This window comes from Allobosea sp. P5_A5, assembly GCF_056400625.1.
In genome coordinates, this window is the sequence record NZ_JBFUKY010000002.1 from 518,403 (window position 1) to 534,208 (window position 15,806).

Here is a 15,806-nt window from a genome sequence, read left to right on the forward strand (position 1 = left end):
CTTGCAGACAGCGCGCTTAGCCGCATTTTCCGAGATGATGGCGGGAAAGGGATTTCCGCTCGCGCCGCCCTTGGGCTAGTTTCGGGCCCTGTCCCGAGAAGGATCGTCCATGCGTTTTGCCGGCACCGAGAACTATGTCGCGACCGAGGATCTGACCGTCGCCGTCAATGCCGCGATCCGGCTCGAGCGCCCGCTGCTGGTGAAGGGCGAGCCGGGGACGGGCAAGACCGTGCTGGCCGAGGAGATCGCGGCGGCGCTGGGCGCGCCGCTCCTCACCTGGCATATCAAATCGACCACCAAGGCCCAGCAGGGGCTTTACGAATACGACGCGGTCAGCCGCCTGCGGGACAGCCAGCTCGGTGATCCGCGTGTCTCGGATATCGCGAACTACATCAAGCGCGGCAAGCTCTGGGAGGCTTTCGTCGCCCCCGTGCGCCCCGTGCTGCTGATCGACGAGATCGACAAGGCCGATATCGAGTTTCCCAACGACCTGCTGCTCGAGCTCGATCGCATGGAATTCCATGTCTACGAGACCGGCGAAACCATCAGGGCCGTCCGGAGGCCGGTGATGATCATCACCTCCAATAACGAGAAGGAACTGCCGGACGCCTTCCTGCGCCGCTGCTTCTTCCATTACATCCGCTTTCCCGATGCGGAGACGATGCAGAAGATCGTCGAGGTGCATTTCCCCGGCATCAAGAAGCGGCTGATGGAAGAGGCGCTGAAGCTCTTCTTCGAGGTCCGCGAGGTGCCGGGCATCAAGAAGAAGCCCTCGACCTCCGAGCTGCTGGACTGGCTGAAGCTGCTCGTCGCCGACGATGTCGGGCCCGAAGTGCTGCGCGAGCGCGACCCGCGCAAGGTCATCCCGCCGTTGCATGGCGCGCTTTTGAAGAACGAGCAGGATGTCAGCCTGTTTGAGAAGCTGGCTTTCATGGCGCGGCGCGAGGGGCGATAGGCGCGCGGCCGCCCTGCCTCACGGCTCACTCGTCATTGCGAGCGTAGCGAAGCAATCCAAGGGGACTGGCCTAGCCGTTCAAACCGGTCTCCTGGATCGCTTCGTCGCTTCGCTTCTCGCGAGGACGGTCAGGCAGCGGCTCTCGCAAAACCATCTATCCGTGTTTAGATGGCAGCCATGCTTCGCCTCATGCTGCTCCGCCATGCGAAATCGAACTGGCCTGAAGGCGTGGCTGATCGCGACAGGCCGCTGGCCACGCGGGGCCGCGAGGCCGCGCCGGTCATGGGCGGCTATCTCGCGGAAGAGCTGTTGCTGCCGGATCTCGTGCTGATCTCGCCGGCCAAGCGCACGGTGGAGACCTGGGAGCGGGTCTTGCCGATGTTGCCGGACAAGCCTGCGACGCAATACGAGCCGCGCATCTACGAGGCGAAGGCGTCGGTCTTGCTCCATGTCGTGCAGGAAACCGAGGCCGCGGTGAAGACGCTGCTGATGATCGGCCACAATCCGGGCTTCGAGGAGCTGGCGCAGAGCCTGACGGGCCATGGCGACCGTTATGCAGCGGCGCGGATGAGCCAGAAATATCCGACCTGCGGGCTCGCGGTGCTTGATTTCAGCATCGACGACTGGCGCGATGTTGCGGGGCGTGGCGGCAGGCTCGATCGGTTCGTAACGCCGGCCTCGCTGGGCGAAGGCCCGGACGAGTGAGTGACGCGTCCTATCTCGATACGGCGCGAAACGCGGCGCTTTCGCTCGGCGATAGCCTGCTTGGGTTCGCCAAGCCGCGCCTTCGGCTCGGCGTGACCGGGCTGTCGCGCTCGGGCAAAACGGTCTTCACCACCGCGCTGATCCAGAACCTGATCGAGAGCGCGCGGCTGCCGGTCCTCAAGGCGTCGGCGCAGGGGCGGATCGCACGCGTGCGCCTCGTGCCGCAGCCTGACCCCGAGGTACCGCGCTTTCCTTATGAGGCGCATCGCACCGCGATGGCGGGCGAGGCCCGGCGCTGGCCGGAATCGACGCGCCGCATTTCCGAACTGCGGGTCGAGATCGACTACGAGCGTGCTAGCGGCTGGTTCAAGGGCCCGGCGACGCTGACCCTCGACATCGTCGATTATCCCGGCGAGTGGCTGCTCGATCTCGCCTTGATCGGACAGGACTACAAGGCCTGGTCCGCGCAGGCCGTCGCGGATGCCCGCAAGCCGCACCGCCGGCCGATGGCTGAAAGCTGGCTCGCCGATCTCACACAGCGTGATCCGGACGGGGCGCCGGACGAGCTTGCGGCCGAGGCGGCGAGCGAGCTGTTCAAGGGTTATCTGGCACGGCTGCGGGCCGACCCGGAGGCAGTCGCGGTGACGCCGCCCGGACGCTTCCTGATGCCGGGCGATCTCGATGGCTCGCCGGCCCTGACCTTCGCCCCGCTGGATCTCGGCCATGATCGCGAGCCGCGTCCCGGCACGCTTGCCGGGCTGATGGCCGAGCGGTTCGAGGCCTATAAGCGTGTCGTGGTGACGCCCTTCTTCCGGGACCATTTCGCCAGGCTCGACCGGCAGATCGTGCTTGTCGACGTGCTGGCTGCGCTGGACGCAGGGGCGCCTGCGCTGGCCGATTTGGAGACGGCCCTGGGCCAGGCCCTGGCCGCCTTTTCGGTCGGGCGCAATTCCTGGCTGTCCAGTCTGTTCGCGCCGCGCATCGAGCGGGTGCTTTTCGCCGCGACCAAGGCCGATCACGTCCATCACAGCAGCCATGACCGGCTCGCGGCGGTGATGGCTCATCTCGTCGGACGCGCGGCCTCGCGGGCTCAAGGGGCAGGCGCGCGGGTGGAATCGATGGCGCTGGCTGCCGTGCGGGCGACGCATGAGGTGCGCATACGGGAAGGCCGCGAGGAGCTGCCGGCCATCGCAGGCGTGCCCGAAGCCGGCGAGGCGATCGACGGACAAATCTTCGACGGCGTTGCCGAGGCGGCGGTTTATCCCGGCGAGCTGCCGGAGAGGCCGGACGCGATCTTCGATCCGAAGGCGCATTGGCAGGTGAGGGCGCCGCGCTTCCGGCCCCCGCTCGTGGCGGCCGATGCCGGTGGCCGAACCGCGCCGCCGCCGCAGATCAGGCTCGACCGGGCGCTGGAGTTCCTGATCGGCGACAAGCTGGCCTGACCATGGAGTCTGCAGGGATGAGCAAGGCGCCACGCGCGGTTCGACTGGGCGAGCCCTCCACTGAGCCCGGTGGAGACGTCAGGCTTGGCAAAGGCGAGATCGCGATCCTGCCGGAAAGCGAGCCGATCGATCTCGCGGAGCCTGCGGCCGCGCCTGTCGTCAGGCGGCGTTTTTCATGGGGCTCGGTTTTCGTCGCAGGACTGTCCGGCTTCCTCGCGCTTGCCGCCGGCGTCTGGGTGGAAAACACCATCACGAGCCTGATGAGCCAGAATCCGGCGCTCGGCTATGCCGCGCTGGTCTGCGCGGGGATCGCGGCTTTCGCGCTGCTGGTGATGCTCGGGCGCGTGGCCCGTGACATCCTGCGCGAGCGCAAGGTCGAAGCGCTGCGGGAGCGGGCCACGCTGCTGCTGTCGGGCGGGGCGCTGGACGAGGCGAAGGCTCTCGCCTCGGAACTGAGCGGGCTCTACCGGGGGCGTCCCGAAACGGCGAAGGGCCGGGCCGAACTGGACATGGCCCTCCCGCAATTGTTCGCATCCCGCGATGTGCTTGCCGTGACAGAGCGTACTCTGCTGGCGTCGCTCGATATCCAGGCGCAGGCACAGATCGCGATCGCGGCGCGGCGGGTCTCGCTGGTCACGGCGGTGAGCCCGCGTGCCATCGTCGATGTCGTGTTCGTGCTGGTCGCTTGCGCGCGGCTCCTGAGGAGCATCGCTGGCATCTATGCGGGGCGGCCGGGCGCTCTCGGGCTGCTGCGGCTTGCCCGGCAGGTGCTCAATCATCTCGTATTGACCGGCGGAATGGCGGCGGGCGATGCGGTGATCCAGCAGGTGCTGGGGCAGGGGCTTGCGGCACGGCTCTCGGCCAAGCTTGGCGAAGGCGTGATCAACGGCATGCTGACGGCGCGTATCGGTCTGGCCGCCCTGGCGGTGTGCCGGCCGCTGCCCTTCGTCGAGGCGAGGGCGCCCACTCTGTCGGAGGTGGCGGGCGATCTCGCGAGCTGGCGCGGTGACAAGAACGACACGCCCTGACCCGGCAGAAACTGCCGGGGCTCGACAGATGTTGCCCTGCGCATCCTGCCGCGAAAGATTTCGTAAAGCATCGAAGTCGTTGAAATCCCTCACCTCGCGCCATGGCACGGCGCGTGCAGATTTTCGCCTCGAGTTGTGGGCGGCCCTGCTGGGCGCGCTGGTCGAGGTGAGGGTTCCATGGGTGTTTTCAGCGCGCTGACGACAGCGGTTTCGGGCATGCAGGCGCAATCCTATGCGCTCGAGAACATCTCCGGGAACATCGCGAATTCGCGGACGACCGGGTACAAGCGCGTCGATACGACCTTCTCCGACCTGGTGCCGGATTCGGCGCTGAACCGGCAGACGGCGGGTTCGGTCGCGGCCTACAGCCAGGCGACGAACACCATCCAGGGTGATCTCAACGCGACCAAGATCGACACCAACGTTGCACTCAACGGCGACGGCTTCTTCGTGGTCGATCAGCGCCAGAGCGGCGTCGGCGCCAACACCAGCTTCACCAACAAGAACTTCTACACCCGCCGCGGCGATTTCGACTTCGACGCCAACGGCTATCTCGTCAACGGCGCCGGCTACTATCTCAAGGGCCTGAAGATCGATGCGGCCACAGGCCAGCTCGTCGGCACGCAGCCCGAGGTGTTGCAGATCACCAAGGAGCAGTTTCCGGCCAAGGCGACGACATCGATCGACTACCGCGCCAACGTTCCAGCCTATCCCAAGACCAATAATGCGGACAGCACTGTGCCGGGCTCGGAGCTGCTGAAAGCCTCGACCTTTACCGCGAGCAACCCGCTCTCGACCACGCAGGGCGGCACCGGCCTCGTCGCCGGCAGCGAGATGACGAACTTCCTGAACCAGTCGATTCCCGGCGGCTCGGTGACGGTTTATGACGCGCTCGGCAAGGCGACGAGCGTCGAGCTGCGCTGGGCCAAGACGACGAATGCCGCCGCCGGACCGCCGGCCGTCGCCGACACATGGAATCTGTTCGTCGCGCAGAACACGGGCGCGACGGGGACTGCGACGGCCTATCGGAACGCCAATGTCGACGTGCAGTTCGACTCGACGGGCAAGATGACGACGCCGGCGGACGGTAACATCCCCCTGACCAATATCGTCGTCGGCACCACCTCGCTTCCCACCATCAACCTCACCACCGGAGGCAACGGCCTGACGCAGAACGGCGATGTCGGCGGGCAGATCAACGCCCGCAGCATCCGGCAGGACGGCTACACCGCCGGCACGCTCGACAAGGTCGCGGTCTCGGCCGAGGGCCAGATCGTCGGCACCTTCTCGAACGGCCAGGTGGTCGCGCTGGCGCAGGTTTCGGTCGCTCGCTTCAACGCCGACAACTCGCTGAAGCGGCTCGACGGCGGCGCCTATGAGGAGACCATCGAATCGGGCGCGCCGATCATCGGACTCGGTACCTCGCAGCTGGTGGGCGGCAGCGTCGAGCAATCCAACACCGACATTGCCGACGAGTTTTCCAAGATGATCGTCACCCAGCAGGCCTATTCGGCCAACACCAAGGTGATCAGCACCGCCCAGGAGATGCTGACCTCCGTGTTCAACATCATCCGCTGAGGCGGCGGGTCACGCGGTCCAGGACGGGCTGCGGATAACGACAGGAGTTGGGAATGGGCCTTAGTACCTCTCTCGGCACAGCGATCAACGGGCTCAACGCCACCCAAATCGGCATCGGCGTCGTCTCGCAAAACGTCGCCAATGCCGGCACTGCTGGCTATGTCCGCCGCACTGTCTCGAGCTCCGACACGCTCTCGGGCTCGACGATCGGCGTCAACAACACGCAGGTCCAGCGCCTGCTCGACACCATCGTGCAAAGCCAGCTCTGGCAGGAATCCGCCGGCGCCGGCTACACCTCCACCCGCGCGAGCGCCTTGTCGAACCTCGACCAGCTCTATGGCGCGCCTGGCAGCGCGACGGCGCTGGACACGATCTACAACAATTTCACCAGCCAGTTGCAGGGGCTGCAGAACGACCCGTCATCCTACAGCCTGCGCTCGCAGGTTCTGGATTCCGCGACGACGCTGGCCCGGCAGCTCAACACCCTGTCGAGCGGCGTCCAGACCCTGCGAACCTCGGCGGAAGCCGGCATCGGGGCCGCCGTCACCAAGGTCAACGACCTGCTGACCTCTCTCGGCAAGGTCAATGCGCGGGTCGTGGCCGCGCCCAGCGACAATGCGACCGCCTCGCTTAAGGATCAGCGCGACTCCATCCTGTCCGAGCTGTCGCAATACGTCGACATCAAGACGACGGAGGATGCGCGCGGCGCGGTCAGCGTCGTCACCGGCTCCGGCGTGCAGCTCTTCGACGGGCAGGCCGCGGTCACCTTCGGCTTCGACCAGCATTCCGACCTGCAGCCCGGCGATCGCTGGAGCTCCGACCCGACCAAGCGCGGCGTCGGCACGATCACCATGCAGGATGCGTCCGGCAACAGATCGGACGCGATCGCCAACAACGTCTTCCGCTCGGGCTCGATCGCCGCGAATATCGAGCTTCGCGACAAGTCGCTGGTGCAGTCGCAGGCGCAGCTCGACGAAATCGCCGCGCAGATGTCGAAGGCCTTGTCCGACCGCGAGGTCTCGGGCACCGCCGCGACGAGCGGCGCTGCGAGCGGCTTCGGCGTCGACCTGACAGGCCTTCAGGCCGGCAACAGCGTTACGCTCGACTACCAGATCACGCCCGGCGGGCAGACGCGTCGTTTCACCTTCGTGCGGGTCGATTCCGCCGCCTCGCTGCCGCTGCCCGCCTCGTCGCAGGGCGATGTCAACAATCAGGTCGTCGGCATCGACTTCTCCGGGGGCACGGCCTCGGTCGCCTCCCAGATCCAATCCGCGCTCGGCAGCGGCTTCTCGGTGTCCGCCAGCGGCTCGACGCTTCAGATCCTCGATGATGGCGCGGCCGGCACGCGCGACGTCACGGGCCTGACCGCCCGGCCGACGGCTACGGCCCTTTCGTCCGTCGGCGGCACGCCCGAGCTGCCTTTCTTCGTCGATGGTTCGGCCTCGAAGGCATTCACGGGCTCCTACGACGGCGGATCGCAGGCGATCGGCTATGCCGGCCGCATCACCGTCAATCCCGGGCTGGTCGCCGACCGGTCCCTGCTGACGACCTACACGCCGACCACCGCCCAGGGCGACGCGACACGCTCGCAGTTGATGTTGCAGCGGCTGACGCAGAGCCAGCGCTCCTTCACCAACGCGGTCGGGCTCGACGGCAGCAATGCCAGCTCGAACATGTCGGTTTCGGCCTATGTGAAGCGCGTCGTCTCCTCGCAAGGACAGGCCGTCGAGACCGCCAAAAGCCTCGATCAAGGCCAGCAGGTCGCGCTTGCCGCGATCCAGAGCCGCTTCCAGGCAACGTCCCAGGTCAGCGTCGACCAGGAGATGTCGCAGCTTATCGAGCTGCAGAACGCCTATGCCGCCAACGCCCGCATCATCTCCACGGTCAAGGAGATGATGGACGTGCTGATGAGAGTGTGAGGTCGCGATGACCATAAATTCCTATGGCAGTGGAGCCTATCGGGCCGTCAGCGGCGCCAGCTTCGTCGGTCAGCGCGCGCAGTTCGACGATCTGCAGCGCCAGCTTGCCACTAAAGAGAAGAGCACCAGCTATGGCGGGCTTGGCAGCGACCGCACTGTCAGCCTCGACCTCAACGCCAAGATCTCGACGCTGGATTCCTGGCTGGACGGCATCCAGCTCTCCAGTACCAATCTCAAGTTGATGTCGGATGGGGTCAGCAGCTTTGCGAAGCTTGCGACCGACAGCCGCAACAACATGACGGCGAACACCTATCTGCCGAGCTCGACCGGGCAGACGGGGCCGCAGGTGCTCGCAACCGACAAGATCAAGCAGACGCTCGACATTCTGAACACGTCGGTCAATGGCCGTTACCTGTTCTCGGGCAAGACCTCGGATGTCGAGCCGACGGCGAGCTTCGACGAGATCATGAATGGCGACGGCGCGGGCAAAGCCGGCGTCAAGCAACTGATCGACGAGCGGCGCCAGGCCGATCTCGGCTCGGGGCTCGGTCGGCTCACCGCCGCCGGCACCGGAACGAGCGCGACCATTGCGGAAGAGGCGACTGTTCATCCCTATGGCTTCAAGCTCTCCACTGCGACCGCGACCGGGACGGCGATTACGGCGGCCCTGAACGCAGGCCCGCCTGCCGATGTCGCGATCAACGTGACGGGCCAGCCGCTTGCGGGCGACACGCTGACGGTCGGCCTCAACCTGCCGGACGGCACGACGACCAAGATCACGCTGACGGCGCGGGCTTCCGGCTCGAACGGCTCATCGTCCAGCACCTTCGAGATCGGGGCCGACGCCAATGCGACGGCGGCCAATCTGCGGGCCGCCATCACCAGCGCCCTTGGAACTGAGGCGCAGACCACGCTGTCGGCCGCCTCTTCGCAAGTGGCGGCCAATGACTTCTTCGCTGGAAGCACCACAAATCCGCCCAAGCGCGTGCCCGGCCCTCCATTTGCACCCGCGACCGCCGCGCCGGCCAATACGGGCGCGGCCGCCACGGCGACGGTGATCTGGTACAAGGGCGATGACGGTTCCGACCCGGCGCGGAGTACTTCGACGGTCCAGGTCGATCAGGGACAGCGGGTCGGGGTCGGCGCGCGCGCCAACGAGCAGGTGTTCCAGGTTGGGCTGGCACAGTTTGCGATCATGTCGGCTGAGACGTTTCCGGCCAGCGATCCGAACTCTCAGGCTCGCTACGACGCGATGGCGGCGCGGGTGAACGACAAGCTCGGCTTCGGGGGCACGACCCAGAACCCGACCGAGGTCATTACGGAAATGGGCGCGGCGCAGACCGCGATGGACGCCGCCAAGACGCGCCACCAGAGCACCCAGGATTATCTGACGACCACGCTCGGCAACGTCCAGAACGTATCGACGGAGGAGGTCGCGACGCAGATCCTCTCGCTGCAAACCCAATTGCAGGCGAGCTACCAGGTCACCGCGATGCTCTCGAAGCTGACGCTGACCAGCTACCTCTGACAGCCGTCGCGTTTGATCGGTTGCCGCAAACGAAAAACGCCGCCCGGATCAGGGCGGCGTTTTTATTTCGTATCAGAAGGCGGGTTTCAGCGACCGCGCAGGCCGGCGGCGATGTCGCGGTTGATGCCGATCAGCACGCCGAGGCCCTGGGCCTGCGGGGCGATCGTCAACTGGATCGTGTGGTTGAAGATGAAGTTCGCCAGCGCGAGGATGTTCTGCTTGATGCCGACGGGGAGGGGGTTGTCCTCCGCCGTCACAGCGGTCACCAGCAGCATCCAGAGCCGCCGATTATAGGTCAGCACCTCGTCCAGCTCGCGCTTGCGGACCTCCCAGTCGTCGGAAACGATCTGGAGCCGGGTCGCGGCCTTGATCAGGAGCGAGGCTTCGAGATCTCTCGGCGTGACGACGGACTGAGCGGTCTTGGCGGCGGCGGCGTAGGCGTTAAACGCGTTTTGCATGCTCGATCAGATCCGCTTCGTAGACGATCAGCTTCTTGGCTGCCTTCAAAGCCTTGTAGAGGTCGCCACTTAAAATGCGGTTATTGATCTCGTGAATATGCGGCAGAGCGCTCGGCGCGGCCTCAACGAATTCGCGCACGAGCGTGAAGAACATTTCGTGCTGATGCGTCGGATCCTGCGCCAGATACATCAGCTGGATCGCGAAATAGATTTTCTTCGCCGGGGTGTCCGACGTCGTCGCGGTGAGGATGTCCTTCTCGCGCAGGATCGGGGCGTCGCCCTCGATGAAGAAGCGCGTGCGCTGCTCGTCGTTGCGGATCACCACCTGGCCGACGATGATCCGTTCACGCGGCTTGAGCTCGACCTTGAGAGCCATATCTGACCTTAGCCTTCTGGCGGGAGGAGWGGGTGTCTTGCTGCGGCTTACTGGAAGAGCCGCAGCACGCCCTGGTCGGCCTGGTTGGCCAGCGACAGCGCGGTTTGGGACAACTGCTGGCGGGTGTTGAGCGCGAGCAGGCTGGCGCCTTCGGCGTTCGAATCCGCTGCGACGAGATTGTCCGAGCCGGTGGTAAGCGTGTTCGCCAGGTTCTTGGTGAAATCCTGACGGGTCTGCACGACCGAGAGGTTGGAGCCGAGCGTGGAGGAGATTGACCGCAGCGAGGTCAGCGCTCCGGTCAGCGTATCCGCCATATTGTTCAGCGAGGTGTCGTCCTGAATGTTGAACTGGCCGGTAACCGGCGTGCCGCTGACAGCCTGGGTGATGCCGAGATTGGCCGAGGTGATGGTCTGGCCCTGGACATCGAGCTTGGCCTGATTGGCGCCCGTCTTCTCATTAAAGACGATCGACACCAGATCGCCCGACAACAGGTTCTTGCCGTTATACCCGGCATCCTTGGCGAGCTGATCGATCTGGCTCGTCAGGCTGTTGAACTGACTGATCAGGTTCGAGCGAACCGTCGAACTGCCGGTTGCGCTGAGGCCGGTCGTATAATCTGTGGCGGCAAGGCCGACGGCGGCGTTCTGGCCGCCAGCCTGGGCGTCGGTCAGGGCAGCGGCGGCCGAGGTGCCGGCGCCGAGACCGACTTTGAGGGTGCTGGAGCCGTTGCCGGTAATGTTTAATTTTCCGGAGTCGTCGACCGAGGCGGTGGCGATACCCGACTTGTTGATCTCGTTGGCGAGGTCCCGCACCGTCGCGGTCGGGCCCAGCGATGTCGAGGTGAACGTCGTGTTGCCGGCCGTGATGGTCAGCGCGAGGTTCGTCGTCGTGGAGGCGATGCCGATGTTGCCGTTGGCCGTAGAGCCTGCGGGCGTTCCCGCGCCGGCGCCCTGAGCGGCGTTGTTGGTCGTGGTGGCGTCGTTGTCGATCAGCGCCTTGTCAAGCGTAACGTCTTTCAGGCTTTTGTTGGTCGCGACACCTTCCGCCGCAGTAGAGAGCGCGGTGCCGACCTTGGTCGGCCGGTTCGCGGCAGCATCCGCCTGCGCCTGTTTGATCGTCGACTGGAGCGACTGGACGAGCTTGGCGATCGCGTCGACGCCCTGGGAGGCAGCCGTGATGGTCTGGATGCCGTTGGAGATCCCATCGAGCAGGCCCGTCAGAGCGTTCGAGCGGTCGCTGAGGCCCAGCGAGGTAAAGTAGTTCACCGGGTTGTCGATGGCCGAGTTGACCTTCTTGCCCGTCGAGAGCCGGTTCTGGATGACCGACTGCTGATCGCGGGTCTGCTGAAGGGTCAGAAGGTTCTGCCTGACGCCGCTGGTAAGAATGGGATTAGCCATCGTTCGGTCCCCTACGGCGCGATTCGGCGCCTGCGGTTTGATCTCGACCGAAAATGCTTTGTTAAGGATAATAATTGGTTAACGGGGCGGGCCGTTGGCTATGCGGCGTCGCTCATACGAAAACGGCGGGGCTTTCGCCCCGCCGTTTCGGTTCTTCGGCCCGCTTCTGCAGGCTGCCCGCTTCTGCGGACGAAGGATCAGAACAGGCGCAGGATCGCCTGGTCGGCCTGGTTCGACAGCGACAGAGCGGTCTGGGACAGCTGCTGGCGGGTCTGCAGGGCAAGCAGGTTGGCCGCTTCCTGGTTGGTGTCGGCGGAGACGAGGTTGTCCGCGCCGGCCGTCAGGGTGTTCGACAGGTTCTTGGTGAAGTCCTGGCGGGTCTGCACCGTCGAAAGGCTGGCGCCGAGCGACGAGGAGGTCGAGCGCAGCGAGGTGAGGGCGCTGGTCAGCCCGTCCGCAGCGGTCGAGAGCGAGGCGTCGTCCTGGATGTTGAACTGGCCGGTGGTTGCCGTTCCGCTGACAGCCTGGCCGATGCCGAGGTTCGCCGAGGTAATCGTCTGACCCTGGACGTCGAGCTTCGACTGGTTGGCGCCGGTCTTCTCGTTGAACACAACCGAGAGCTTATCACCGGTGAGCAGGTTCTTGCCATTGAAGCCCGAGTCCTTGGCCAGCTGATCGATCTGAGAGGTCAGATCGTTGAACTGGTTGACGAGATTCGAGCGGACGGTCGAGTTGCCCGAGGCGGAAACGCCGGTGGTGTAGTCCGTCGCAGCCAGGCCGAGCGCGGTGTTCTGTCCGCCGGTCTGGGCGTCGGTCAGAGCGGCGGCCGCCGAAGTGCCGGCGCCAAGTCCGACCTTCAGCGTGTCGGAGCCAGAACCCGTGACGTTCAACTTACCGGAGTCGTCGACAGAGGCGGTCGCGATGCCGGACTTGTTGATCTCGTTGACGAGATCGCGAACCGTCGAAGTGGCGGTCAGCGAGGTCGAGGTGAAGGTCGTATTACCGGCGGTGATCGTCAAAGCCAGGTTGGTGGCTGTGTTGGCGATGCCGATGTTACCGTTGGCGGAAGCGGTGGCGGCGTTGTCGGTCGTCGTCGCGTTGCCGTCCACGAGCGCCTTGTCCAGCGACGTGTCCTTGAGGCTCTTGCCGGTCGCAGCAGATTCTGCCGCTGTCGAAAGAGCAGTACCGGCTTTGGTCGGACGGTTGGCGGCGTTGTCGGCCTGGGCTTGCTTGATGGTCGACTGCAGCGACGACACCAGCTTGGTGATCGCGTCGATGCCCTGCGAGGCAGCGGTGATCGTCTGGATGCCGTTGGAGATGCCGTCGAGGTTCTTCGTCAGGGCCGAAGCGCGGTCGTTCAGGCCGGCAGCGGTGAAGAAGTTAACCGGATCGTCGACCGCCGAATTGACCTTCTTGCCGGTCGAGAGGCGGTACTGGGAGGTCGAGGCGTCGGCCTTGACGGAAGAGAGCGAGCCGAGCGCGGCGCGGACGCCAGACGAGAGAGAAATCGTGGACATGTGCGTGAAACCCTTCTGGGAATGGTGCCTTCTGGCGTCGTAGCCATCCTGGCCGCGACCCGTGGACACTGCGCAGCGGGGTCGTAACGAGAGGTAAATTTCGGAGCTAGAATGCGTGGCAGCGGCCGGCAGCTGCGGCCATGGTCAACGAGCTGTTAAGCGTGGTCCGGGCGGCCGAAACGAGAAAGGCCCGCTCGGAGCGGGCCTTTCGAAATCCGCCACGCGAGGTGGCGATAACGTTCCTCAAACCTCAGGCCGTTCGTTGCACCGAAGGGGTCGATGCAGCTGCGGCGTCGCGACGCTCGGCCATGGCGCGGGCGAAGAGCCGCAGCTTCAGAGTGGCCTCGTCCGGGATCGTGTTGATCGTGTCGCCGGTATGCGGATCGCGCACCTGCGTGACGACGGTGTGCGTGCTCTGCTCGATCACGATACGGCGCTGCAGCGAATCCTGCCCAGTCTGTTTCACTGCATCGCTTGCAGGCGGGGAGGGCTGTGCGTCGGGCCGCACCTGGCGCCTCGCGTCGGGGCCGATATCTAGCTTGACCGCGCCGCCAGCGCTGGCAGACTGGACCGTCTTTTCCGGCGGCAGGTCGACGGCGACGCCGCCGGGCTGGGCCGTGACGTCCGAACGCGTGACCGCCGGCGCGCCGCTGAGAGCCGCGACCCTCGGGGGGCTGCCGAAATCCATGTTTGCACTCCTTCTGGAGCTCGAACGGCGCCCGTCGCGCCGCCTCGTCGACATAGACAAGATACGGGCATGGCACCCGACGCCCGCGAGGATGCCAGCGAAACTTGAATCCGACGTTAGAAAATTAGGTAAATGTTGAGGCTTGCCATGGCAGCCGCCGCGATCTCGGAAAACGCGCCGTCAAAGCCTGCGCGACACGACGAGCGGGCCGGCATTGGGACGCGCGTAAAGTCCGGCGCCTACCGAAGCGGCCGGGCCGTATCCTGCCGGCCGCATCGGCTTGTTGGCGTCGTTCGCGAGATCGCGGATGACCGCCTCCGACACCGCGCGCGCGGTTGCCAGCACGATCTGGTTGGTCTCGATCAGGATCTGAAAGGCGAGGTGAGCTTCCTTCAGGCGCCGCACCAGTTCCGGCGCGAAGCGGGCGAGCGACACCGCATTCAGCTTCACCTGCTCGACGCCGCGCATATAGATGCCGGCGAGCTCGGTTTTGCGCGGCTCGCGCGTCATTGCCTCGGGCAGGCGCCCGGCCCGCACGAGCTCCGTTTCCTCACCGACGAGATGCGACAGCGTGCCCAGCGTCTCAAGCACCTTTTCGATGAGCGCCCGTGCATCTCCGGGGCTTGTGATACGCGGGCGCTCGTCGAGGATTCTTTCGGCGGCCGACATGCTCACGCGTCCTTGCCGCCGGACTGGATGTTCAGCATTTCCCGCATGATCTGCTGGGATACGCCGATGCCGCCGGATTTCTGGATCTGCTGAGCATATTGATTGGTCAGCTGCGTGCGCCAGACATCGCCGCCGGCACCGTTCTGACCCAGGGGGCCCTCGGCGCCTGCGCCGGAGAACATGTGCTGCGTCATCTGCTCGAGAAACATCGACTCGAAGTCGTCGGCCTGTTTCTTCGCCTTGGCCTTGGCAGGGTCGAGCGCACTGGCGATGCCATCGACGACCTTTCCGGCGACGCCGATGGCAAGGTTGACGGCGGGAAGTGCGAGAGCGGCGGTCATCACATCACCTCGATTTCGGCCTGGAGGGCGCCGGCCGACTTGATGGCCTGGAGAATGGAGATCAGGTCGCGTGGACCGATGCCGAGAGCGTTCAGACCGTCGACGAGTTCGGCGAGCGTGACGCTCTCCTTGACCAGTGCGAGCTTGTTGCCGCCGCCCGTGTCGACCTTGACGTTGGTCCGGGGGGTGACGACGGTCTGGCCCTGCGAAAGAGCCTCGGGCTGCGAGACTTGGGGCTGCTCGCTGATCGTCACAGTCAGGTTGCCCTGCGCGACGGCGACGGTGGAGACGCGAACGTCTTTGCCCATCACGATGATGCCGGAGCGCTCGTCGATGACGACGCGGGCCAGCTGGTCCGGCTCGACCTTGAGCTGCTCGATATCGGTGAGCAGCCGGATCATGTTGCCCTTGAAGCGCGCCGGAATCTGCAATGCGATGGTCGAGGGGTCGGTCGGCTCGGCGGAATCCCCGCCGATGAAATCGTTGATCGCCGCAGCCACGCGGCGCGCGGTCGTCAAATCCGGATTGCGCAGCGAGAGCCGCAGGGTGGAGAGTTTGTTCAGGGCGAAATCGATCTCGCGCTCAACGACGCCGCCATTGGCGATGCGGCCGACGGTCGGGACGCCTCGCGTGACCTTGCTGGCCTCGCCCTCGGCCGAGAAACCGGCGATCGCGACCGGGCCCTGCGACACCGCATAGACCTCGCCATCGGCGCCCAACAACGGTGTGACCAGGAGCGTGCCGCCTTGGAGAGACTTGGAATCACCCATCGCGGAGACGGTCACGTCCATGCGCGTGCCCTGGGTGGAAAAGGGCAGGAGATTCGCCGTCACCATCACGGCGGCGACGTTGGCGGTGCGCATATTGGCGCCGCGCGTGTTGACGCCGAGCCGTTCCAGCATCGCGGTCAGCGACTGCTTGGTGAAAGGCGCGTTGTTCAGGGTGTCGCCGGTGCCGTTGAGACCGACGACGATGCCGTAGCCGAGCAGCTGGTTGGTGCGTACGCCTTCGACCGAGGCGAGGTCCTTGATGCGGGAAAGAGCGAAGACCGGCTGCGACGACAGGCCGACGACCATGGCCAGCATCGCGGCCATCGGCTTCAGCAGTTTCGTCAGGGCAGGCTTGCGGAACATTCTTGGGCACCAAAGGTGACTGCGGTCGGTTTCGCCTTGCGAGGGGCGTGCCATTCCGCTCGCATTTGAAAG

15 protein-coding genes are annotated in these 15,806 nt (G+C 65.4%); 7 read left to right on the forward strand and 8 right to left on the reverse strand.

Translation table 11 applies throughout. The features are described 5' to 3' along the window. The first annotated feature begins 109 nt into the window (after positions 1 to 109). The 7 genes from AC1DR6_RS06070 to AC1DR6_RS06100 all read left to right on the forward strand — a co-directional run bounded on the left by AC1DR6_RS06070 (position 110) and on the right by AC1DR6_RS06100 (position 9,155). Entirely contained in the window at positions 110 to 955 is an 846-nt protein-coding gene (locus tag AC1DR6_RS06070; protein WP_476828281.1) for an AAA family ATPase, read from the forward strand. Positions 956 to 1,132: 177 nt separating this feature from the next. Then, positions 1,133 to 1,660, forward strand: a complete 528-nt coding sequence (locus tag AC1DR6_RS06075; protein WP_476828282.1) for a SixA phosphatase family protein — start codon at positions 1,133 to 1,135, stop codon at positions 1,658 to 1,660. 56 nt (positions 1,661 to 1,716) lie between these two features. Then, positions 1,717 to 3,102, forward strand: a complete 1,386-nt coding sequence (locus AC1DR6_RS06080) for a YcjX family GTP-binding protein (RefSeq protein WP_476828452.1) — start codon at positions 1,717 to 1,719, stop codon at positions 3,100 to 3,102. Positions 3,103 to 3,119: 17 nt separating this feature from the next. After that, positions 3,120 to 4,130, forward strand: a complete 1,011-nt coding sequence (locus AC1DR6_RS06085; protein WP_476828283.1) for a YcjF family protein — start codon at positions 3,120 to 3,122, stop codon at positions 4,128 to 4,130. Between the two features lie 177 nt (positions 4,131 to 4,307). Then, positions 4,308 to 5,708 carry a flagellar hook protein FlgE gene (locus AC1DR6_RS06090; RefSeq protein ID WP_476828284.1) on the forward strand — a complete coding sequence of 467 codons (1,401 nt, stop codon included), beginning with the start codon at positions 4,308 to 4,310 and terminating at the stop codon, positions 5,706 to 5,708. A 53-nt stretch (positions 5,709 to 5,761) separates the two neighbouring features. Further along, positions 5,762 to 7,627 (forward strand): flagellar hook-associated protein FlgK, encoded by a 1,866-nt coding sequence (flgK, locus tag AC1DR6_RS06095; RefSeq protein ID WP_476828285.1) that lies wholly within the window; start codon positions 5,762 to 5,764, stop codon positions 7,625 to 7,627. A gap of 7 nt (positions 7,628 to 7,634) precedes the next feature. Beyond that, positions 7,635 to 9,155 (forward strand): flagellin, encoded by a 1,521-nt coding sequence (locus tag AC1DR6_RS06100; RefSeq protein ID WP_476828286.1) that lies wholly within the window; start codon positions 7,635 to 7,637, stop codon positions 9,153 to 9,155. A gap of 86 nt (positions 9,156 to 9,241) precedes the next feature. Here the strand turns inward: AC1DR6_RS06100 and flaF are convergent, their stop codons facing one another. The 8 genes from flaF to AC1DR6_RS06140 all read right to left on the reverse strand — a co-directional run bounded on the left by flaF (position 9,242) and on the right by AC1DR6_RS06140 (position 15,695). After that, complete coding sequence (gene flaF, locus AC1DR6_RS06105) at positions 9,242 to 9,613, reverse strand: flagellar biosynthesis regulator FlaF (protein WP_476828287.1); 372 nt, start codon at positions 9,611 to 9,613, stop codon at positions 9,242 to 9,244. Continuing rightward, complete coding sequence (flbT, locus tag AC1DR6_RS06110; protein ID WP_476828288.1) at positions 9,597 to 9,989, reverse strand: flagellar biosynthesis repressor FlbT; 393 nt, start codon at positions 9,987 to 9,989, stop codon at positions 9,597 to 9,599. The genes flaF and flbT overlap by 17 nt, the downstream gene beginning before the upstream one ends. A gap of 47 nt (positions 9,990 to 10,036) precedes the next feature. Continuing rightward, positions 10,037 to 11,386 (reverse strand): flagellin N-terminal helical domain-containing protein, encoded by a 1,350-nt coding sequence (locus tag AC1DR6_RS06115; RefSeq protein WP_476828289.1) that lies wholly within the window; start codon positions 11,384 to 11,386, stop codon positions 10,037 to 10,039. 197 nt (positions 11,387 to 11,583) lie between these two features. Further along, positions 11,584 to 12,903, reverse strand: a complete 1,320-nt coding sequence (locus AC1DR6_RS06120; protein WP_476828290.1) for a flagellin N-terminal helical domain-containing protein — start codon at positions 12,901 to 12,903, stop codon at positions 11,584 to 11,586. Between the two features lie 250 nt (positions 12,904 to 13,153). After that, positions 13,154 to 13,591, reverse strand: coding sequence for a hypothetical protein (locus AC1DR6_RS06125; RefSeq protein WP_476828291.1), 438 nt, complete (start codon positions 13,589 to 13,591; stop codon positions 13,154 to 13,156). Between the two features lie 180 nt (positions 13,592 to 13,771). Beyond that, positions 13,772 to 14,260: a hypothetical protein gene (locus AC1DR6_RS06130; protein WP_476828292.1), complete on the reverse strand. Its 489-nt coding sequence runs from the start codon at positions 14,258 to 14,260 to the stop codon at positions 13,772 to 13,774. 2 nt (positions 14,261 to 14,262) lie between these two features. Next, positions 14,263 to 14,601: a rod-binding protein gene (locus tag AC1DR6_RS06135; RefSeq protein ID WP_476828293.1), complete on the reverse strand. Its 339-nt coding sequence runs from the start codon at positions 14,599 to 14,601 to the stop codon at positions 14,263 to 14,265. Then, positions 14,601 to 15,695, reverse strand: a complete 1,095-nt coding sequence (locus AC1DR6_RS06140; protein ID WP_476828453.1) for a flagellar basal body P-ring protein FlgI — start codon at positions 15,693 to 15,695, stop codon at positions 14,601 to 14,603. The genes AC1DR6_RS06135 and AC1DR6_RS06140 overlap by 1 nt, the downstream gene beginning before the upstream one ends. Positions 15,696 to 15,806 lie beyond the last annotated feature (111 nt).